This window comes from Chitinibacter sp. GC72 (assembly GCF_009760905.1).
GTDB lineage: Bacteria > Pseudomonadota > Gammaproteobacteria > Burkholderiales > Chitinibacteraceae > Chitinibacter.
Genome location: NZ_VIRW01000007.1, coordinates 25,261 through 46,203, shown reverse-complemented (window position 1 = coordinate 46,203; position 20,943 = coordinate 25,261). Strand labels below are relative to the sequence as shown.

Here is a 20,943-nt window from a genome sequence, read left to right as displayed (position 1 = left end):
GTAGGAAAAATCCGCGAGCATTGGCAGGTGATGCCCATGCTGAATAGTATATCTGGCCGCACAGATTTTTACTCGCGCTACGGCAGCGCAGACGCAATTTATGGTCGTGGTTCAATCACGCAGTCTGCCGGTTTGTCATCCCGATTGCTGGATCGCATTTACCAGCTCAGTGCGGTGGAGAGGCTGGGCGCATCCAGCCTGCGGCTGAATAACTCCGATTCGTTCAATCGTTTATCAACTGACTTTCAGCAAAAACGTGCTGACAGCACCTCGGTCACGCTCTCCACGCCCGCCAGAGTCCAGTCGGCGATCAGTAATTTGAACGCCGAGTTGAAAACTCTGGCCGCGCCCGCTGCGCGAAATCCATTACAAACCAGCTCGAGTGAGCCCGATATTCTGACCGCCCGGCCCATTGGCGGTGGCGAGCCCCGTGCGCCGCAAAACGTGCGGATTGAGCAATTGGCGCAAGGGCAGTTAAGTCAGAGCGGCAATTTGGCCAGCAAAGATGAATTGGTCGGGCAGGGGCGGTTGAGTATTCAGTTTGGCGCGCTGGGGACAGGCGGTACATCACAACGTGAGGAGTCGCGTATCACGATTGACGTTGCCGCCAGCGATACGCTGGGTGATGTGACAAGAAAAATTAGCCAGTCCCAGCCCGGCTTGAAGGCGAGTGTGATTGAAGACGCTGCAGGAGCCCGTTTGCAGCTGGAAAGTGCGGCACTGGGCGCTGCGCAGGCGTTCACGATCACCGCCCAGACCAATCAGGGCGCTGCAGCAACGGGTAATTTGGCCAAACTGAGTATTGATGCCAGTCAAGCGGCGGCGGCCAGCCGTGTCGCGCGGGATGCGCGCTTCCAGATTGATGGCCGGGAAATCCGCAGTGCGAGCAATCGCGTACGCGATAGTGCCAGTAATCTGCAGCTGGATTTGTTGCAGACAGGCGAAGCGGATGTCGCGCTCAGCCGCGATGCCACGCAGCTGGGCAAGAATATTTCCCAACTGATAGGGCGGGTCAATCAGGCGCGGGAAAAATTGAACGCAGTCAATGCTGCAGAAAGTGGCGCTGGTGCATCGGGTCTTGCGCGGCGTGAAATCAACCGGCTGGAAGGTGTACTGGGCAATCTGGCCACAGGCCTGGGCAATGAGCGTTTATCGCTGAATGATCTTGGCATCACGACGGCGCAGGATGGCAAGCTGGTGGTGAACGAAACCCGGCTGAGCCAGCAGGCCTTGGCGAGGACTGATGCGGTTAACCAGCTCTTTAACGACGCTGTAGATAAATTGGGGGGCAGTGTATCTACCGCTCAGCAGGAGCTGGCAGTACTAAATAGTCCATTGCAAATATTGCGCAGCAATACGGTTAGCCAAGCCACTACTTCGCCAGTGGGTGCGGCTGGTTTTTCCTTGTTGCAATCGGGCGAATCGGGGTTTAGTTGGCGCGGATTGTATGGAGTATCACAGTATCTGCAGGTAGCCCAATTCCGATAAGGTGTGCAGCCGTATACGTACAGAGGTAATAAAAAAGCCCGCGACGAAGCGGGCTTTCTCATGAGCGAAACGCCAAACTTATTCGCTGGCCAATGCGCCTGCACCAATAAAGAAGCCCACATCAACGTGCAAAATTTCGCCTGTCATGCCAGAAGCCAAGTCAGAGAGCAGGAAGGCCGTGACATTGCCGACTTCTTCCTGAGTGACATTGCGCTTGGCCGGGGTGGCGTCGGCGGCACCTTTCAGCAATTTGCCGAAGTTGGCGATACCTGCTGCCGCCAAAGTTTTGATCGGGCCCGCCGAAACGCCGTTAACACGGATCTCTTTGCTGGTGCCCAACGAGGCTGCCATATAACGTACATTCGCTTCCAGGCTGGCTTTGGCCAGACCCATCACGTTGTAGTTCGGAATGGCGCGCTCTGCGCCCAGATAAGACATGGTGACCAGTGAGGCACGTTCATTCAGCATCGGACGTGCAGCTTTGGCCAAGGCGGCAAAGCTGTACGAGCTGATGTCGTGTGCGATGGCAAAATTTTCACGTGTTACCGCATCAAGGTAGTCACCTTTAAGCGCGTCACGTGGCGCAAAGCCAATTGAATGAACCAGGCCGTCAAAACTTGGCCAGTGTTTGGCCAGCTCGACAAACAAATCACCAATCTGCTCATCGCTTGCCACATCACATGGCAGCACAATGCTGGAGTTGAAATGGCTAGCAAGTTTAACTACGCGATCTTTCAAATCGTCGCTGACATAGGTAAATGCCAGCTCAGCGCCTTCACGGTGACAGGCTTGCGCAATGCCATAGGCGATTGAGCGATCAGACAGAAGACCAGTAATCAAAATCTTTTTATTAGCGAGAAACCCCATGGGGCATAGTCCTCGAATATCAATAATCGGCCGATTATAAGCTTAAATATCAATTCATGGCATAAGGGAGCGCCAAGTTGTGCAGCAATGGGCCATTTGCATCACCTAAATGAAGGCCGTGCTCAAGGCTGGCAATCTGTGCTACGACCAGCAACTCCATGCCACCTTGTGGCGCCGGGGCGGCCAGCATGATTTTACCGCTGGGCTGACCATTCATTTCGGCACTAAATACATCCTGCCCCTCTGCGGCGTCGAGGCTGTCAACATGCATGCGGTAGGTGCGGCGCTTGAGTTTGCCTAGGTATTGAGTTCGGGCGACAATTTCCTGGCCCGGATAGCAGCCTTTGGTAAAGCTCACGCCGCCGATCAGCTCCAGATTGGCCATTTGCGGAACAAACTCTTCCTGAGTGGCAGCCGTGATCCATGGTGATCCGGCTTGGATTTCGCTTAGGCGCCAGATTGGTTCGCCTGCCGGATTGGCTCCTGCTGCCACTAACTTATTCCAGATGGCTTCAGTCTGATTTTGCTCGAGCAGGATCTGGTAGTGCTCATTGGGAAGACCAATTAGCTGGACGCCATCTTGCTCAATCAGCTGCATTGATTCTGGAGCCTGACCGAATACTTGAATCATGGTGGATTTGGCGTGTTTGCCAGCTACGCCCAGCAAGCCGAGCTCGCTGCTGGCATCGCTGGCTTTGGTTTTGCTGCGCAAAATAAACATCGACAAGCGCTTCTGAATGGCTGGCTGGATTTCGGCTGCTATTTGCAATAGGTAATCATCGCCGCGACGGATGACATAAAAGCTCGCTTGCATGCGGCCTTTGGGTGTTGAGTAACTGGAAAATTGAATCTGCTCGCGTTGCAAAGCGCGAATATCGCTGGACAGTTGCCCTTGCAAAAAAGGCTGGGATTCTTCCCCGCTAAAGCGGATCAAGCCAAACTGGCTCAGTGGACAAATCACAGTGTGTTCTGCGTAGGCTTGCAACTCGGCGGCTGGGTTGCCAAACGAGGTGATGATTGCCGGGTTTGTCTCTGAATAAATTGCGCCTAGCGAAGCGAGCCAAGTCATATTGAGGCCTTCCTGTCTGGAGATAAAAAGTGCGCTCAATCTTATCACGCTCCGCGTCGTAAGACGCGGCAGCGAGATTATTCGCCAGAGGCGGCTGGCAGGGTTTCCGGCTGAACAGTTTCAGTGATTGGGGCTGCTTCGTTTGAGGGGCGGTACGCGCCGCCGCTGCGCAGCTCTGGCGCGTCTAAAGTTCCACCCACTTGCAGCTGATTGCTGGCTGTGACAGTACCTGCTGCCAGTTGCGAAATAATATTGCCGCTAATTTTGTTGTCACGAATAACTATATCCCCTCGCGAGCGGAATTTGCCCGCATCCAGCGAAAGCTGACGCAACTGTACGCTTTGGCTGCTGATTGCAATTGCGCCGGAAAGGGTGTTGAAATTGGTTTGCCCCCCTCTGCTTTGCACGCTAGGGCTTTGAGATTTTAATGGTGTGACCAAGTCAAAATTGCTGAGCATACCGTCTTGAATAATAAAGCGGCCACTGATTTGAGGTTGCTTAAATAGAGTATTGTAGTGTGCCGCCTGAAAGCGAAATTGCGCATCAGCGTTCATCCTGCCGCTGGAGCGGGTGACATGGCTGAATACTTTAATAAACGGTTCTGCCTGGATGTTCTTGCTAAACAATTGGCCTGCCAGAGTCCAGCCTTGATCCCATTTGAGTGCGGCATTGCCCGTAACCAGGCCGCCGTACACATCCGCCCGGATGTCCGCTATCTCGATACCTTCACGGTTGGCTGTGCCGATTAGCTTGAGGTATTCAAACTCTACCGGATAAGTAAATGGCAGTTGCCAGCCCTTGGCGTTAAATTGCACCTTGAATGCATCACCTTCTGCTGGCTGCACTTGCAACTCAGCGCGGCCTTGATCGGAAGTGATCAGCAGATCATCAATGCTGCCATCGGCTTTGAAACGCAATTGTCCATTCACCGGCCCAACTAAGCCGTTCTCGAGTTTGACCGAGGTGTCCTCCAGATTGATCCGGCCTATTTTTAGCCCAGAGCCTGCCTTGGGCTGCAAGCGATTGGGGAGGTCAATGGCAAAAGCACGGGAAAACTGGGCTTTTGACAAGGTGATATCGCGGATGGAGTTACCCAAGTTGAGTATATTGTATGTGTTCAGCGGGATTGAAATCCGCTCGATGCTTGCGGTTTCGCTCGAATCAAGAATGACATTCGATAGAACAAATTCAGGCCGTGGGCTGTAGTTGAACGATATTTCACCGATCTGCGCTTTGGTATTTGACAGCATCGAAAGCTTTGATTCCACATCGGTTTTGAAGATTGAATATGGAAAAAAAAGCGGCGCAGCGGCAATAATGCCCGTGCTTACTAGAAAGCTGATCAGGATATTTTTAGACATGAGTTTATTTTCGTCGATAAATTTATACGGTTTTTCTTGACAGAGCAGCAATGGGTGTCTATTATACGCCCCATACCGCTTCCCCGATAGCTCAGTTGGTAGAGCAACGGACTGTTAATCCGTGTGTCCCTGGTTCGAGCCCAGGTCGGGGAGCCAAAATTACCATATTTAAGTTTGTAATCCTTACTAACTTAAATGATTTGATTGTAAAGATCAATTCCCCGATAGCTCAGTTGGTAGAGCAACGGACTGTTAATCCGTGTGTCCCTGGTTCGAGCCCAGGTCGGGGAGCCAAATAAAAAGGCTAGCTGTCAAGCTAGCCTTTTTTCTTTTCCACAGCAAACTATTCTTTTTTGTGCTTTGCTGTTGTCGCGATTATGCTAACTCCTATTTCATATCTGCTGTGATGGAGTTGAGTATGTCGGATGATGCCGTAGCTGCTACGCCTTCCCCTGTTGATGAACCGCCGCAATCCCGTCCTAATTTACTGGTGCAATATCGTCTTCATCTGATTATTGCGGCAGCAGTGATCTCTTTGCTTTTTTCTTTGCTCGCGGGTGTCGCCATTGGCATGGCCAAGCGCCATTTTGAGAAAAAATTCTATCTGGAGCAGATCGAGAAGCTTAAAGACAGCCTCTCGGATGTTTTGGAGCGCAATGAAGAATTGGGTAAAGAGCTGAAAGAACTCAAAATCGATCTGCGTGCCAAGCAGGATCACGTTGCAGATCTGGAAAGCAAAATAAAAAGTCTGGAGCGCAAAGCTAAATCGGTGGAGAAAAGCGCTCCGGCTGCCGCAACCAGTCGTGAGTCTGAAGTATCAGGCTCGGGGGATGCTGGGGTTGATTATCTGCGTTTGAAGGCGGGTGATTGTGTTGTTGATGGCAGTTCGGCAGCAACGGCGACAAAATGGCGTGAATGTTTGCAAAAAGCCAAAAAATCCCCTGGATCAGCCCATTAGGCTGCCGCTAGGGTCTTGTGTGATTTGCCAGTAGCGTGCTTGGATGCTTTATAAGTACTGCTTAATGTCTATTTCATCGATTTGCTCGGGTTTCATATAACGCCGGGCGTATTGCAAATAGACGTCTGAGTGCAAAAACAGCGAGAAAAGGTCAGCATCAATATGTTGGCCTTTTTTCATTTCAGCCATGATACGGATGGTTTCCGAGAGCTGTTTTCCTTTTTTGTAGGGTCTATCCACGGCTGTGAGTGCTTCAAAAATATCGGCGATGGCCATCATGCGCGCCGGGATACTCATTTCATCGCGAAGCAGGCGTTTGGGGTAGCCTGTCCCGTTCATTTTTTCATGGTGCCCGCCGGCGATCTCGGGAACACGCGACAGGTGGCGGGGGAAGGGGAGCTTTTCCAGCATGATGATGGTCTGGATGATGTGCTCATTGATCTTGTAGCGCTCCTCTTCCGAAAGTGTGCCGCGTGTGACGCATAAATTGTAAAGCTCGCCCCGGTTGTAGAGATATTCGGGCACTTTGACTTTGAAACCCCAGGGGTTATTTTCTGGCATTTGCTCTTTGGCACTACGAATAATCAGGTGCTCGGCTTTGTCGGCCAGCAATGGCTCCAGCGTTGGCAGGGTAGGTTCCGGATTGCGTTCTTTGCGCGCTTTTTCTTCGTGGGCGATGCCGATCCGGTCTGATAAGGTGCGCAGCCAGGTTTTGCTGGCGATTTGCTGCAGACGGCTGATTTTTTCGGCGGCCATATCTTCGCCTCCTTCATTGCAAGCGGCAACGAAGGCAAAATCTTCATCCAAGCTGACCAGTTGTGCATCGCGCTGGGCGGCAAGCCTGTTTTCGTCGCCGCCAGCCGAGAGCGCCTGCCAGTATTCAATGATTGCGTCTCTTTTTAAAACTTCAAAGCGCATGCGGATTTCGTGGATACGATCGTACAAAGTTTCCAGCTTGCTAGCCTTGTCGACGACGTATTCGGGCGTCGTTACCTTACCACAGTCGTGTAGCCACGCGGCGATATGCAATTCGTCCCATTCATTTTCATTCAACTCAAAAGTCGCGTACGGGCCTTCTTTTTGCTCGCAAGCTGCTTGCGCCAGCATTTTGGTTAACTCGGGAACCCGTTGGCAGTGGCCGCCGGTGTAGGCACTTTTAGCATCAATCGCCCCGGCAATCAGCTGGATAAAGGCTTCAAGCAGCTTTTTTTGCTCCAGAATCAGGCGCTGATTTTCGATGGCGACGGCAGCGTTACCGGAAATGGCCTCAATCAGGGCTTGCTGCCCGGTATCCACTTTGCCGCTGGGTAGCAGCAGGAGAATAACGCCGACCAGCGTTTTATTACGATCTTTCAGGGGAACGGTAATGGCTGTGCTGGTGCTGTTCAGCGCAGAGTGCGAGCCCAGTAGTTGTTGTAAGGTGGCAGAATTCAGCTGATCAATCACGGTGCTATTGCGGGCTGCCCGAGCGATCACGGTTTCATCGTGATCAAGCTCGATCAGTGCTTGCGTGCTCATATCAAGCTGCTTGCCGTCGATCACGCCCAGTTTGGCCTTGAGTAATTGAGGATTGGTTTCTGGCAGATAAATCGCCCCCCCTTTGGCGCCAGCGATATCGGAGAGTTCATTGAGTACGCGTTCAAGCAGACGTTCAAAGTTGGTCTCGGAAGCTAGGCTGGTTGATAAATCCAGAAATGAATTGATAGTCGATTTCATATTGTTCATGGCATGCGCGAGTTCGAGTACCTCGGTAATGCGCGACTTCATTTCAATTGGCGACTCAAAATCAAATTGTTCGATTTTTTGTGCTTCTTCACTCAGCTCTTTCAGTGGTTGTGATGCCATACGAGAAAACTTGAGGGCGGCCACCAGACCGGCTAATAGCAAGATGGTAAAAATCAGCATGGCCTGATTGCGCGATGCGGTGACTGTCTCGAGTAATTCGGCCCGAGGCGATGTAATCAGCAAGCGCAGCGGAGAGCCGCCGGGAATATCGATTCGGGCAATATAGCCTTGCCATTCTTCGCCATGAATATCCAGCGGGGCAGGGTGCTGGCTGTACTGTGCTTCAGCCGCCAGCAAGGCTTTGAGTTCGCGCGCATCCTGATTGCTGACGGTGGGCAGGGACATGCTGCCGTCAGCATTTTTGCGCAGTTTGGGGATGCCACTAATTGATTGCCCCAGCTGCCAGCAGAGGATTTCTTCTTGTGGGTTGATCAGTGCCAGCCGGCTGTTGGGCGTGATTTTTTGTTGCAGCGCTTGCTGGATACGCGTCATCTGGATATCCATCGCCACGACCGCTTTTTCGCCAGCCGCTTTTTTTGAATAGCTCAGGCCGACTGTTTCGCTGGTCGCAAAATAATACGGATCAGTGGCAATTGCGCTATCGGGGGATTGCCAGCCGCTGACATACCACGGACGTGGGCGGGGGTCGAACTGGTAATCAGGGTCGATGCGGCGTTCCAGCTCATTGAGCTGCCCGTCGTAGTAGCGATATTCGCCCTGCATGATATTGCCCCGCAGGTTGACGCTCTGAATAACCCAGCGCGTTTTGGCGGGCGGATTGAGCTTTTGTCTGAGCAGTGCGCTTTCCTGCCATTTTCTGACCATGAAAAATTCGCCATTCTCATACCCTATATAGGTAGAGATCGCTGGCTCAATACTATCAAGGGCTGTAGTCAGATACCTCAGGCTTTCTACGCGTTCCTCCAGCGTACTGGCGCGCGTGATGCGGTGATGGGCAAAGATTTCGACAAATGTTTTGGTCGGCTGATAAACGCTGAGCACGCTGGTGGCCGCCATTTTGCCGATCATCTCATAGCGCTGGTTGGTCGCATCCAGTGCTTCCTTGCTCATTTTGCCAAACAGCACGATCCCCACCAGTAGCGCAAAAGCCAATATCAGGCCGATGAACAGGTAGGAAATATGCAAGTGCAGGGGAATATTGCGATTGCTAAATGGCATGATAATGACCGCGTAGGTGTATGCCAAACCAGTATAGAAACAAAAAAGCCCGCACAAGGCGGGCTTTCGGGCAAATGATTGCAGAGCCGGAAATTACAGCACTTTCGCGATCGAATCTGCTACGTAGTCGATGTTGTTCACGTTCAGCGCCGCCAGACAAATGCGGCCAGTTGATACAGCGTAAATGCCGTATTCGGCGCGCAGCTTTTCAACTTGATCAGCAGTCAGACCGGTGTACGAGAACATACCACGCTGTTGCGTTACGAACGAGAAGTCTTGTGCCACGCCGCGCGCAGCCAGTTTTTCCACCAGACCTGAGCGCATCGCGCGGATGCGAACACGCATGCCGCCGAGTTCTGCTTCCCACATTGCGCGCAATTCTGGGCTCGCCAGCACTGCAGCAACGACCGCGCCACCGTGGATCGGCGGGTTAGAGTAGTTGGTGCGGATCACGCGTTTCAGCTGGCTCAATACGCGGCCAGATTCTTCTTTGCTTGATGTGATGATCGACAATGCGCCAACGCGCTCGCCGTACAAAGAGAAGCTTTTCGAGAACGAGCTAGAGATAAAGAATTGCAAGCCAGACGCGGCAAAGGCTTTAACAGCGACTGAGTCTGCGTCGATGCCTTCGGCAAAGCCTTGATAAGCCATATCGAGGAACGGCACCAGACCGCGTTCGCGACACGCTTCAACCACTTCGCCCCATTGTGCGTCAGACATGTCCGCGCCAGTTGGGTTGTGGCAGCAAGCGTGCAGGATAATGATCGAGCCAGCTTCCAAACCCAACAAGAAGGCTTTCATTGCTGCGAAATCAACGCCGCGTGTCGTCGCGTCGTAGTATGGATAATCGCCCACTTTGAAACCCGCTGATTCAAAAATCGCGCGGTGGTTTTCCCAGCTTGGGTTGCTGATGTAAACGGTGGCATTTGGGTTTAGACGTTGCAGGAAGTCGCCACCGATTTTCAGTGCGCCAGTGCCGCCCAAAGCTTGAGCAGTTACTACGCGACCTGCAGCGATCAATTCGCTTTCTGCGCCGAACAACAAGTTTTGCACGCCCGCGTTGTACGCTGGGTTGCCTTCGATGGCTTGGTAGCCGCGCGGAGGTTGCGCAGCCAGACGGGCTTTTTCCGCTTCTTTCACCGCAGCGAGCAAAGGAATCTTGCCTTCGTCGTTGTAGTAAACGCCTACGCCCAAATTCACTTTGGTGCTGCGGGTGTCGGCATTAAACGCTTCGTTCAGGCCCAGAATCGGGTCGCGAGGTGCCATTTCTACGGCGGCGAAAATCGAGGATGTCATCCTATGCTCCATCAATTGAGTGTATCCGGGCAAAGGCCTGTACGTGCGGTTGCCGCGGTTTTGGGAAAAGATCGGCGTCGATTTTAGCACGACTGCGCACCTTACGCTGCAGTCCGTTTTTGCACCGCGGCTTGATGGCTTAAGCGCGTATTGGCATGATTTGAACTATGGGGTATTAGCTTGTAAGCTCTGTTTTTAATGGCCTAGGTGGATATACCATCGTGGGTATTTTGGGGCGCTAGCATTAGCTCGCGCCCCGGGCAGGCTTTAATTACGCGGTAAACTTGAAACCTTGAGCCATTGCGGTCGGTGCCACTTCGGGAAAGTAGATGCTTTGATAAAACTGGGCGGTATTTTCTGACCAGATTTTACCGTCGCCACGCCCGATGCTTTGCCAGAATTGCGCCAGCGTTTCGTCATAAGCGTCAATTTGCTGGCGCAAATCGGCGCTTTGATATTGTTCATGATGAACAAAACTGGCTCGTGGCAGGCGTGGTTTTAGCGGGCTGTCGTGCTGGATATGACCAAGTGCGAGCCCGGCAATCGGGAATGTTTTGGCTGGCAGTTGCAGCAAATCAATCATTGCCTGTGGATTACGCCGAATACCCCCGATAGGTACGACGCCCAAACCGGCTGAGCGCGCCGCAGTCATCAGATTACCCAGGGCTATACCGGCATCGACAGCGCCAACGGCAAAACCTTCGACACTTTCATGAATGAGTTGCTCCTTGCCTGCTTTAGCGAGCGCCTGCGCGGTTTTATAAAAATCGATGATCACGGTGATAAATACTGGCGCTTGCGCAATCCACGGCTGGCCACCGGCGATATCGGCAATTTGTGCGCGGCGGCTAGCGTCTTGCGTCACCACCAGCGAAACCTGTTGTCCATTGATCGACGTTGGGCCTTTGTAGGCTGCATCCAGAATGGCGTCCAGCGTTTCAGTGCTGATTGCTTGGTCTTGAAAACTGCGGATGCTGCGATGCTGGTGCATCAGTTGGAGGGTGTCGTTCATGCTGATTTCCAGTAATGTAAATTGATGGTCTGGATTTTATTAGACCAGTCGTCTAGTTTGCAAGTGTAAAAAAACCACATCATCAGCCTGACGATGTGGTTTCTGCTTTTAAGTGCTACGCCGTGAAAAATCGCGAGGGCGGAAACCCAGTAATCCCAGCGTTGCAAAGTAGGCAGCAACACCGACCAAGACCAGGCTGGCAAGGCGTAATAGGCGCGTCAGCATATTGCCTTGCGACCAATCGGGCATCCATTGCATCAGGCCAAAGAGTGCGGCGGCCATGATGCCCACTGCGATCAGCAGTTTGCACATGAAGATCAGCCAGCCCGCCTGGGGAGTGAAAATTTGCTGCTTGCGCAGCTGATAAAACAGCAAACCCGCATTGGTCAGCGCACCTAGACTAATGGCCAATGCCAAACCCGCGTGTTTGAGGTGACCGATCAGCAATAGGTTAAATAGCTGCGTGACCGCCAGCGTAAACAAGGCGATTTTGACCGGCGTTTTAATGTTTTGCCGTGCGTAAAAGCCGGGCGCCAGAATCTTGATCAGAATCAGCCCGACCAGACCGACGGCATAGGCACTCAGTGCCTGTTGCGTCATGGCGGCATCGTGGGCGGTAAATTTGTCGTACTGAAACATCGCCACCGTGAGCGGCTCGGCAATCAGCGCCAGTGCGACTGCGGAAGGAATTGCCAGTAGTAGCGCCAGACGTAAACCCCAGTCGAGCAGGCGGGAATATTCAGCGGTATCGTCGTTGGCGTAGGTTTTGGAAAGCGAAGGTAGCAAGATGGTGCCTAAAGCCACGCCCAGCAATCCGGTGGGAAACTCCATCAAACGATCGGCGTAGTACATCCACGATACCGAGCCGGAAATCAGGAAGGAGGCAAAAATAGTATTAATAATAAGTGAAATCTGGCTGACTGAAACGCCCAGAATAGCTGGCCCCATCTGCTTGATCACGCGCCACATTCCGGCGTTTTGAAAGTTGAGCTTGGGCCGGGACAGCATGCCGATTTTGCGTAAATGCGGCAGCTGGTAAGCCAGTTGTGCCAGGCCACCAACGATGACGGCGACGGCCATCGCCATTATTGGCGGATCAAAATAGGGTGTTAAAAACAGGGCGAATACAATAAATGAGATATTCAGTAGTGTTGGAACAAAGGCCGGAACCGAAAATTTATTCCACGTATTGAGTACTGCGCCAGCCAGTGACGAGAGCGAAATCAGCAAGATGTACGGAAAGGTAATGCGCAGCAGATCGGTAGTGAGGGCAAACTTGTCGGGGTTTTTGGCAAAGCCCGGCGCAGATATCCAGATTACCCATGGTGCGGCAATGACGCCAATCGCGGTGACGATGGCTAGAATCAGCGTCAGCATGCCTGATACGTCGGCGATGAATTCGCGCGCAGCCTCATCGCCCTGCTTGTTTTTATATTCAGCCAGTATCGGCACGAAGGCTTGGCTGAATGCGCCCTCGGCGAAGATACGTCGTAATAAATTCGGTAATTTGAACGCAACATTGAATGCATCGGTTGCCACGCTTGCACCAAAAATCCGCGCCATGATGGCATCGCGCGCAAACCCCAGCACGCGTGAAACCAGCGTCATCGAGCTGACGGCTGCCACTGCTTTTAATAGATTCATCGTGTTTCCTCACCCTGTGGGGGCGAATGATACGCCGCTCTTGCGCTTGCCGTGAAGAACGAATAAAATCGTCGGCTTTCTAGGGTTGTGTGTGCTGCCGAAAGTCCGTGTCTCCGGCCAAGCAGTAGACCCGTTACACCTACTAGGAGCATTACAACATGGCAAATACAGCACAAGCACGCAAACGCGCTCGTCAAGCTACCGCAGCACGTGAACACAATGGCGCTCAGCGTTCAGAGTTTCGCACTGCAGTTAAAAAGGTACTGAAAGCGATCGCTGCTGGCGACAAAGCTGCAGCAGCTACTGTTTACCAGCAGGCGGTTAGCACGATCGACCGTATCGCTGACAAAAAGATTTTCCACAAAAACAAGGCTGCTCGTCATAAGAGCCGTCTGGCTGCTGCTATCAAAGCAATGGCTTAAGTTTTTGCCCGAATCGCAAAAAAGCCCACTTTCGAGTGGGCTTTTTTGTGCCTGTCGCCTGCGGAACTGTTGGTTTTCAAGTGAAGCAGGTCTCGGCTTAGCCGAGCCCTAGATGATTAGGTTGATTAGTTCGCAGGCTGATGTTCTATACCCACACCCCCCCGCCCTCTCCTTGAGAGGGAGCCTCACTGCGCGAGAGGGTATTTCATAGTACTCAGTTTGTTTCGTAGAAATTGCTATATTTCAGTTTTTTGAGTATTTCAATTAATGCGGGTGCGAGAGGCGAAAGCTTTCCATGATGCGCCAGTAAGAAGCTTCTTCGAGAATGAAGACGCGGCCATCAGGGGCTTCGTGCGGGGCGATGTCGATCATAATGCGGACAAAGCGTCCTACGTCCTGCCAGAGCGCTGCCGCCATGCGCTCGACAAACCAGTCGGCGCTCTCGCCGGGCTTGAGTGCTGCTTCATGGCGCACTTCAAGCAGTAGAACACCATCGCCCAATGGTTGTTTGCGCACCCAGGAGGGCATGCACCAGATGCGGCGGATCGTGGCCAGCGCCACTTCGGCTTCGGAGGGCGAGAGTGGAGACAAGCCAATTTGTAAGCGGTAGGTGCTAGCCATCGGATTGACCTTGATCGAGAGGACAATGTCGCAAGAATGCTTGTTTTTTACACGCCATACCGGGTAATGTCTAGTGATATTGCACAAGTCGCACTGCTGATTCACACGTTTTGCGGCTCATTATGCTAGGCTAGGTAATACGTTTAAAGCATAGACTGAATCTTATGAACGAGAATACCGAGCTGGTCAACCGTCCTAAAATTCTGGTTGTTGATGATTCACGGATCGTGCGGGCAACCATCAAGAAACATCTTTCCGAAATGTATGATCTGGTCGAAGAGGCCGATGGTGAAGCAGGCTGGCGTCGCCTGATGAGCGATGACAGCATTAATCTGCTCTTGTCCGATCTGACCATGCCCGAGCTGGATGGGCTGGGGCTGCTCGCGCGCGTTCGCGCTTCGGGTGAGTCACGCTTGCATTTTTTGCCGGTGATTATTATTTCCGGTGAAGAAGATGAAGCGACCAAATTGCGCTGTGTGGAGTGCGGTGCGAATGATTTTGTGACCAAATCTACCGATAAAACCGAAATGCAGGCGCGGGTGAAGGCCAATCTTGAGCTGGCCGAAACCCGGCGTGAGCTGGCCGAATCGCGCTCGGTCCAGGTGCAGACCAGCACCACGGACGCGCTCACTGGCGTGGGCAGCTCGCACTTGCTCAATTTGCAGCTGGAGCAGGCGATGGCGTTTGCCCTGCGGCACAATAGCGAAGTGACGGTCATGTTGCTGGAGGTCAATCACGGCCAGGCTCTGCAGCAAAAACTGGGTGAGCGGGTGTATGGTCAACTGCTGGGCATGCTGGCCAAGCTGATCGAAGCCCGTCTGCGCAAGGAAGACACGCTGGCGCATTTGAATGATTCGATGTTTGCTGTGGTTTCGCCGGCCACGCCGCTGATCGAGGCCAGGGTGGTCGCCGAACGATTGCGCCAGACGATCGCCAATGCGCGGGTTAACTTCCGTAGCGAGCAATTGCGCGTCACTGCGTCGGTCGCGGTGGCCAATTCATGGCATGACGATGTGCATTCGGCCGAGCGGATTCTGGCGGTGCTGCAAGATCGCCTGTTTGCGCAGCCGATGGACAATCATGTCTTTATGCCTGATGCGGCCAGTGTGCAGGTACCCACGCCGCTGATTTCCGAGGCGCTGGTGATGCTGCACAAAGGGCGCGAAGACGAGTTGCGCCCGCATCTGGCTGCACTGATGAATAATCTGAAGCCTTTGCTGGCGCTGGCTAATCAGGATCTGAATCTGGGTTGGGATTTGTCCGGCCTTGATGGATTGCAGCAATAGGTAGCAAGGCCAAAGTCTTCACGCATCGTTGCTTCGCTTCACCGTACTACTTGTTCTGTCTTCGGCTTTGCATCTTGCTTGAAAACTTTTGTCCGCTTACTCAAGCCCTCGACTTACTTGGATTGCAGCCATGGAGACAAACCCGGCACGATGATGCCGGGTTTGTGCTTTTAACCATTCAGTTCGGCATTGTTTTGCTTAGGGTATTGCTCTGTAGACCTTATTTGTATTGCCTTTTCGGCATATACCTTGCCAGTTTCAATCGGATTGGGAATGCGGCGTTCAATAAACAGCGCATTGCCGCTTTCGCGCTTGGCCATGCTCTTGGCGCTGCTGGCGATGCTGGCTACTTCATGATGACTTTTATACCACTTGGCCACGATATGCGCCGCGCCCAGCGAGAGCGACACTAGCGGGTGGGCTTGCAATTGCCCCTGTCGATTGGGGGCGACATAGCTGCCGCTCTGTCTATCCTCTTCATTAAAAAACGCCGCAATCCGCAGTTTGAAATCGGCCAGCAATTGCTCGCAACGTTGTTGCCAATCCGGGCTGCGCAGCAGCAGGATAAAATCATCCCCGCCTATGTGGCCGACAAAATCGACTCCGGCGTCAAAATGATCCTGCATTAATTGCCCCAGACACTGCAGTAATTCGTCGCCACGCGCGTAGCCATACACGTCATTATAGGGTTTGAAGTGATCCAGATCGGCGTAGACCACGGTGAAGTCGTGCTGCGCGGCCAGCAGCTGGCTCATGGCGTCCTGAATCGGCACATTGCCTGGCAAGCCGGTCAGCGGGTTGGCGTGGCGTGCAGCGGCCAGCTGCAGCTCGGTCATCGCCCGAATCAGGTCGCGCCCGGTGCCCATGCCCAGATACCGCCCCTGTTCGGTAATGATAAAACCGTCGTCCAGCTGGCGGCGCTCGCACGAAGTCATCAGCCGCGCCAGCTCGGTCAGGCTCATGGCGTGCTCGACAATCAGCGGCTGGGCGTCCATATGCAGGCTGCAGCTGCGCCCGCCAAACAGCTCGCGGCTATAGGGGCGGGCAAACAGCTCGAAAATTGCATTGCGTTTGATCAGCCCGATGGCCTTGTTCTGCTCAACCACCGGCAGAGCCAGCAGCTCGGGCTGGGCACGAAAGCGTTGCCAGACCACGTCATGGCTATCGTGCGGCGACACCGCGCTCACTTCCTGCAGTAGCGATAGCGCAGTGGTGCTGGCCTGCTCGCTGCTGTAATCGTGGGTCAGGCACGGCAGCTTCAGTGCAGTATCGGGCTGCACTGCCGGACGGCCAAGCAGAAAACCCTGAGCCAGCTTGATGCCAGTGCGGTTCACCACTTCCAGCTCGCCACGCGTTTCAATGCCCTCGGCGATTACCGTGGTGTGGGTATTAAGTGCAATTTGCTGGATAGAGCGGACAAATTGCCGCTTTTGCGCATCCTGATCAATTCCGTGGATAAAATATTTATCGATTTTGACAAAATCCGGCTTGAGTTCCGACCACAGCCTGAGCCCGGAAAAACCCTCGCCCAGATCGTCCAGCGCAATCTTGAAGCCCATTTGCCGATAATGCGCCACCGCGCGCGATAGCAGAGCGTAATCACGAATCGCCTGGCTTTCTGTTAGCTCGATCACAATGCGCTGCGGTGCCAGCCCTAACTCGGCCAGATAATCGAGCGTGGCCGCGGCACGTAAATCGGCCTCTATCAGGCTGCCGGGGCACACATTCAGAAACAGGCGGCCGGGCAGTTGGCGCTCGACAAAGGCGCGCAAAATTGTTTTGCAGCAGGCTTGATCCAGCTCGGCCAGCAGGCCACATCGTTCAGCGGCCTGAAATAGCTGAATCGGCGAGTGGAGTGGATGATGCTCCGGCCCCCGTATCAAGCCTTCAAAGCCAAAAGCCTGCCCTTCGCTCAGCGCGGCAATAGGCTGGAATAAGGCGCTCAGTGCTTGCGTCTGAATGATGTTCAGCACTTGTTCGGCTTGGTGCTCGGGAAGATTTTCGGATGGCATACCAGTATGTCGGTGGTGCGATAAGTCTTGTAAGGTATCAGTGCAAGATTGCATTTATGTTACATCAAGATGAAAAGTCGCTACTTGTGGTGGCTTTGGGCGACTTAAGTATTTAGTTTGCAAAAGAAAATTGCGCATGAAAAAAGCCGCCCGGAATGGGGGCGGCCTGTGCCTTGTTACAAAGCAGTCCGTTTCAGGAGCTGACCAACAGTTCTGGCTCAAGACCAGCTCGTCGTTCCCTCGTAGAAGGGCGGTGAAGCCGAAGAGAGTACAGATCGCACCGCAAGGCGAGCCAGGGAAGTACAGGCACTTTGGTCTGGCTATTTACAGGCTAAAACGCTGCGTGATCGGCATGCGCCAGTCTTTGCCAAACGAGCGCTCGGTAATGCGCGGCCCCACTGGCGCTTGGCGGCGCTTGTATTCGTTGATTTTCAGTAGCCGCACCACTTTATTTACATCGGCCTCGGCGTAGCCGCGCGCGATAATGTCGGCGATGCTGAGGTTTTCTTCCACATACGCCGCCAAAATCGCGTCGAGCACGTCGTATTCCGGCAGGCTGTCTTGGTCTTTCTGATCCGGGCGCAGCTCGGCCGACGGTGGGCGCGTGATAATGCGCTCAGGAATCGGCGCCGGCAGACCTTGAGCAATTGCTTGCTGATTGCGCCAATTCGACAGGCGATAGACCATCGTTTTGGCCACGTCTTTCAGTACCGCAAAACCGCCGGCCATATCGCCGTACAGCGTGGCGTAGCCGGTGGTCATTTCGGACTTATTACCCGTGGTGAGTACCAGCTTGCCAGTCTTGTTGGATAAGGACATCAACAGCATACCCCGGATACGGCTTTGCAGATTCTCTTCGGTGGTGTCCATTTCGCGACCCGCAAATTCGTCGGCCAAGCCCGCCATCATGCTTTCATACATCGGCCAGATTTCGATTTCTGCATATTTGCAGCCCAGAATATCAATCATCGCGCGCGAGTCGGTGACCGAAATATCGGCGGTGTAGCGCGACGGCATCATCACCGCGTGGCAACGCTCGGCACCGAGCGCGTCAACGGCAATTGCCAGCGTCAGCGCCGAATCAATCCCGCCCGACAAACCGAGCAAAATGCCGGGGAAGCGGTTTTTGCCGATATAGTCTTTCACGCCTTGTACTAGCGCGCCGTAAATGCTTTCTTCTATCGAGGTATCGGCTTCAACCTTAGAGGGTAAAAGGTCGTCAGCGTTATACTCGCAGTAGGTAATTAGGTTTTGATACGCAGGCGCTTGCAGTACTAACTCGCCAGACTTGTTTAAGGCAAACGAATGGCCATCAAACACCAATTCGTCTTGCCCGCCAACCAGATTGCAATACACGATTGGGAAGCCGTTTTCTTCCACACGTTGGCGCGCTACTTCGCGGCGGGTTTCTTGCTTGGCTTGATGGAACGGCGAGGCATTGAGCACCAGCAAAATCTCTGCACCTTCATCGCGCGCCGCCGCTGCTGGCTCGGTATCCCAGATGTCTTCACAAATCGCGATGCCGACCTGAACGCCATCCTGTTCAAACACCAGTGGCGAAAAGCCAGGGGTAAAGTAGCGAACTTCGTCGAAAACAGCATTATTCGGGAGCAAAAGCTTGTCGTAGCGGCCGAGCAGATTGCCGTCGCGAATCACGCAGGCCGAATTGAACACTTCATCGCCCGCCACACCGCTGGGGTGGCCAACGATCAGCGTAATGCCGTCCAGCTCGTCGATAAAGCGCGCCAGCATCTGTTTGCATTGCTTGAGAAAAGCTGGGCGCAGCAGCAGATCTTCCGGTGGATAGCCGGTCAGCGCGAGCTCGGGTGTGAGCAAAATATCGGCACCGGCAGCGATGGCTTCGCGGGCTGCAGCGAAAATCAGCTCGGTATTACCGGCAAGGTCACCAACAATCGGGTTGATCTGGGCGAGGGCGATTTTCATGGCGGCATTCACGCAAAGATAAAACCGCCATTTTACCCCAGAATGACGTTGTGGCAGCGGCTCTGGCTGATGGCTGCGTGGGTACAGGCTGACCCGGCTCAACAATGCGTCGCTTTGTCTGTGGGCAAGATCACCTTCGGGGGATTGGTGCTGCGCTGCAGCGGGTCGGCACGGTACAATGCGAACCGATTGATTCCCCAATATTTTTTGCCATGAGCCAGCCGAAAATCGCGCATTACCAGTTGCAATCCCGCCTTGGTCAAGGCGCGATGGGCGTGGTGTTTCGTGCGCGGGACGAAAGGCTGGAGCGCGATGTGGCGCTCAAGCTGGTACAGGTCAATCTGGCGAGCAATGAAGCGGCTGATTACGCTGCGCGGCTGCTGCAGGAGGCCCGCTCGGCAGCGCGGCTCAATCACCCCGGCATTATCACCGTTTACGATTGTGGCCAGTGGCGCAACAAGCCGTATCTGGCCATGGAGTTGGTACAGGGCGTCACTCTCAAGGACATGCTGGAAAAGCGCGGCCCTTTGTCGATCCGGCAAGTGATCAGTATTGCACGCCAGATGTTTGCCGCGCTGGGGCACGCGCACCGGCATAAAGTCATTCACCGTGACATCAAGCCTGCCAATCTGATGCTGACCCGCGAGGGGCGGCTGAAAATCACCGATTTTGGCATTGCCCAGATGCCAGCCAGCGATCTGACGCGCACCGGCACCATACTAGGCTCGCCACGCTATATGTCGCCCGAGCAACTGGCGGGCAAAAAACTCGACGGCCGTGCTGATCTCTATTCGGCGGGGGTCGTGCTGTACCAATGCCTGACGGGCAATGCGCCGTTTGACGGCGAAACAACGATGAATATCGTGTATCAGGTTTTGCACAGCAATCCGCCACCGCCGCACGAGTTGCGAGCCGAAGTGCCACGGGCCTTGTCCGAGCTGATTATGCGCTGTCTGGCGCGCCACCCCGAAGCGCGTTTTGCCCATGCCGACGAGGCGCTGGCGGCCTTGCTGGCGGGGGCCAATGGTCCGGTGAGCGAGGCCAGGCTGGCGAACGAGCCCACACTGACGCTGACTCCCGAGGGAGGGGCAGGCGGATCACAGCCCGATTCGGCTTCGCCAGCCGCTTCTGCCATGTCACCCCCTTCAGCCGCTTCACCTGTGCTGCCCTGGCTGGTGCAAACCGGTAGCTTGCTGGCCTGGCTCTGGCAACATGGGGTGCGGCTGGCGACCTGGCTGGCTCGCTGGTGCTGGCGTACGTTGCAGGCGATGGCCGCGCTAATGCAACGCTGGACACCGCTGCTGTGGGCCAGATTGCAGCGGGGCTGGGATAGGGGCTGGCGATGGACGCAACCCCGATTGCGCAGCACCGCGCTGGCTGGCAAACAGCGCTTTATGGCCTTGCCGCGCGCTGCTCAGGTCGTGGTTTCGCTAACCAGTCTGGGCGCTGTGCTCTGGCTGGTCTGGCCGCAGCCAGATCAGCTGCAGATCGAATTTGCCCAGACGCAGATCAGCGTCGAGGGCGAGGCGGTTGAGCCGGTCAAGCAATGGATAGCGCAGGGTGAAGACCTGCAAATGGAGCAGCAAGAACGTGCGCAAACGCTGGCAAAAATGGCTGCCGATGACTTGAATGAGATCGCCCAGGCCAGCGCTCCGCCGCAATGGCAGGAGCAGGCACCTGCTGAAGCGATCGCGCAGCCGCCGGGCGAGCGTAGCAGCAAGCAAAAAGTTGCCACCCGACCAGCCCAGCCGCCCGCCGCCGATACTCCGCCTGCGCCAGATGAAGAGGGAGGCCTTTCCGGTATTGGCAGCCATCTGAGCAAGGCGGGCGAGCAATTAGGCACCGGCGTCAAAGGCGTCTTTGACTGTATTCGCGGCCGCGCAGTGTGCCCAACCTCAGCGCCCATGCCTGAACAACGAGGTGCGCGTTAGAATCTGGTTGGCATGTGCCGCTTTGATCTGATCTATTTCATTTGATCAATGACGTCGAATGTTTGGTC

General features: G+C 54.2%; 15 protein-coding genes and 2 tRNA genes. 7 read left to right on the top strand and 10 right to left on the bottom strand.

The genetic code is table 11. The features are described 5' to 3' along the window. The first annotated feature begins 36 nt into the window (after positions 1-36). Positions 37-1,488: a flagellar filament capping protein FliD gene (gene fliD, locus FLS37_RS08250; RefSeq protein ID WP_198314543.1), complete on the top strand. Its 1,452-nt coding sequence runs from the start codon at positions 37-39 to the stop codon at positions 1,486-1,488. Between the two features lie 78 nt (positions 1,489-1,566). Here fliD and FLS37_RS08245 read toward each other — a convergent pair whose 3' ends face one another. From FLS37_RS08245 to FLS37_RS08235, 3 genes are all read right to left on the bottom strand, one after another. After that, entirely contained in the window at positions 1,567-2,355 is a 789-nt protein-coding gene (locus tag FLS37_RS08245; RefSeq protein WP_157669412.1) for an enoyl-ACP reductase, read from the bottom strand. A 49-nt stretch (positions 2,356-2,404) separates the two neighbouring features. Then, positions 2,405-3,424, bottom strand: coding sequence for a folate-binding protein YgfZ (locus FLS37_RS08240; protein WP_157669411.1), 1,020 nt, complete (start codon positions 3,422-3,424; stop codon positions 2,405-2,407). A 77-nt stretch (positions 3,425-3,501) separates the two neighbouring features. Continuing rightward, positions 3,502-4,785, bottom strand: coding sequence for a hypothetical protein (locus tag FLS37_RS08235; protein ID WP_157669410.1), 1,284 nt, complete (start codon positions 4,783-4,785; stop codon positions 3,502-3,504). 80 nt (positions 4,786-4,865) lie between these two features. Here FLS37_RS08235 and FLS37_RS08230 point away from each other — a divergent pair. The 3 genes from FLS37_RS08230 (at position 4,866) to FLS37_RS08220 (ending at position 5,743) form a co-directional block, all read left to right on the top strand. Beyond that, positions 4,866-4,941, top strand: a tRNA-Asn gene (locus FLS37_RS08230). A 62-nt stretch (positions 4,942-5,003) separates the two neighbouring features. Continuing rightward, a tRNA-Asn gene (locus FLS37_RS08225) sits at positions 5,004-5,079 on the top strand. Continuing rightward, on the top strand, positions 5,045-5,743 hold the full coding sequence (locus tag FLS37_RS08220; protein ID WP_157669409.1) for a hypothetical protein: 699 nt from the start codon (positions 5,045-5,047) through the stop codon (positions 5,741-5,743). Before FLS37_RS08225 ends, FLS37_RS08220 begins: the two co-directional genes overlap by 35 nt. Before the next feature lie 48 nt (positions 5,744-5,791). Here FLS37_RS08220 and FLS37_RS08215 read toward each other — a convergent pair whose 3' ends face one another. The 4 genes from FLS37_RS08215 to murJ form a co-directional block, all read right to left on the bottom strand. Then, positions 5,792-8,707: an HD domain-containing phosphohydrolase gene (locus FLS37_RS08215; RefSeq protein WP_157669408.1), complete on the bottom strand. Its 2,916-nt coding sequence runs from the start codon at positions 8,705-8,707 to the stop codon at positions 5,792-5,794. A 93-nt stretch (positions 8,708-8,800) separates the two neighbouring features. After that, a complete protein-coding gene (locus tag FLS37_RS08210) occupies positions 8,801-10,003 on the bottom strand; it encodes an amino acid aminotransferase (RefSeq protein ID WP_157669407.1) in 1,203 nt (400 codons plus the stop codon). Between the two features lie 271 nt (positions 10,004-10,274). Beyond that, positions 10,275-11,015, bottom strand: a complete 741-nt coding sequence (locus FLS37_RS08205; RefSeq protein WP_157669406.1) for an NADPH-dependent oxidoreductase — start codon at positions 11,013-11,015, stop codon at positions 10,275-10,277. A 108-nt stretch (positions 11,016-11,123) separates the two neighbouring features. Then, positions 11,124-12,659, bottom strand: a complete 1,536-nt coding sequence (gene murJ, locus FLS37_RS08200; RefSeq protein ID WP_157669405.1) for a murein biosynthesis integral membrane protein MurJ — start codon at positions 12,657-12,659, stop codon at positions 11,124-11,126. Positions 12,660-12,817: 158 nt separating this feature from the next. On the opposite strand from murJ, the gene rpsT reads away from it, so the two are divergent. Further along, the gene (gene rpsT / locus FLS37_RS08195; protein WP_157669404.1) at positions 12,818-13,081 is read left to right on the top strand and encodes a 30S ribosomal protein S20; all 264 of its coding nucleotides are present in this window, start codon (positions 12,818-12,820) and stop codon (positions 13,079-13,081) included. Between the two features lie 264 nt (positions 13,082-13,345). On the opposite strand, the gene FLS37_RS08190 is transcribed toward rpsT, so the two are convergent. Beyond that, positions 13,346-13,702, bottom strand: coding sequence for a hypothetical protein (locus tag FLS37_RS08190; RefSeq protein ID WP_157669403.1), 357 nt, complete (start codon positions 13,700-13,702; stop codon positions 13,346-13,348). Between the two features lie 164 nt (positions 13,703-13,866). Between FLS37_RS08190 and FLS37_RS08185 the strand changes: the two genes are divergently transcribed. After that, a complete protein-coding gene (locus FLS37_RS08185) occupies positions 13,867-14,988 on the top strand; it encodes a response regulator (RefSeq protein ID WP_157669402.1) in 1,122 nt (373 codons plus the stop codon). A 170-nt stretch (positions 14,989-15,158) separates the two neighbouring features. Here the strand turns inward: FLS37_RS08185 and FLS37_RS08180 are convergent, their stop codons facing one another. Together FLS37_RS08180 and FLS37_RS08175 are read right to left on the bottom strand one after the other, a co-directional pair. Further along, entirely contained in the window at positions 15,159-17,000 is a 1,842-nt protein-coding gene (locus FLS37_RS08180) for a GGDEF domain-containing protein (protein WP_198314542.1), read from the bottom strand. 324 nt (positions 17,001-17,324) lie between these two features. After that, positions 17,325-18,944 (bottom strand): NAD+ synthase, encoded by a 1,620-nt coding sequence (locus FLS37_RS08175; protein ID WP_157669400.1) that lies wholly within the window; start codon positions 18,942-18,944, stop codon positions 17,325-17,327. A 212-nt stretch (positions 18,945-19,156) separates the two neighbouring features. Here FLS37_RS08175 and FLS37_RS08170 point away from each other — a divergent pair, with 212 nt between their 5' ends. Next, entirely contained in the window at positions 19,157-20,875 is a 1,719-nt protein-coding gene (locus tag FLS37_RS08170; protein ID WP_157669399.1) for a serine/threonine-protein kinase, read from the top strand. The last annotated feature ends 68 nt before the right edge of the window (positions 20,876-20,943 follow it).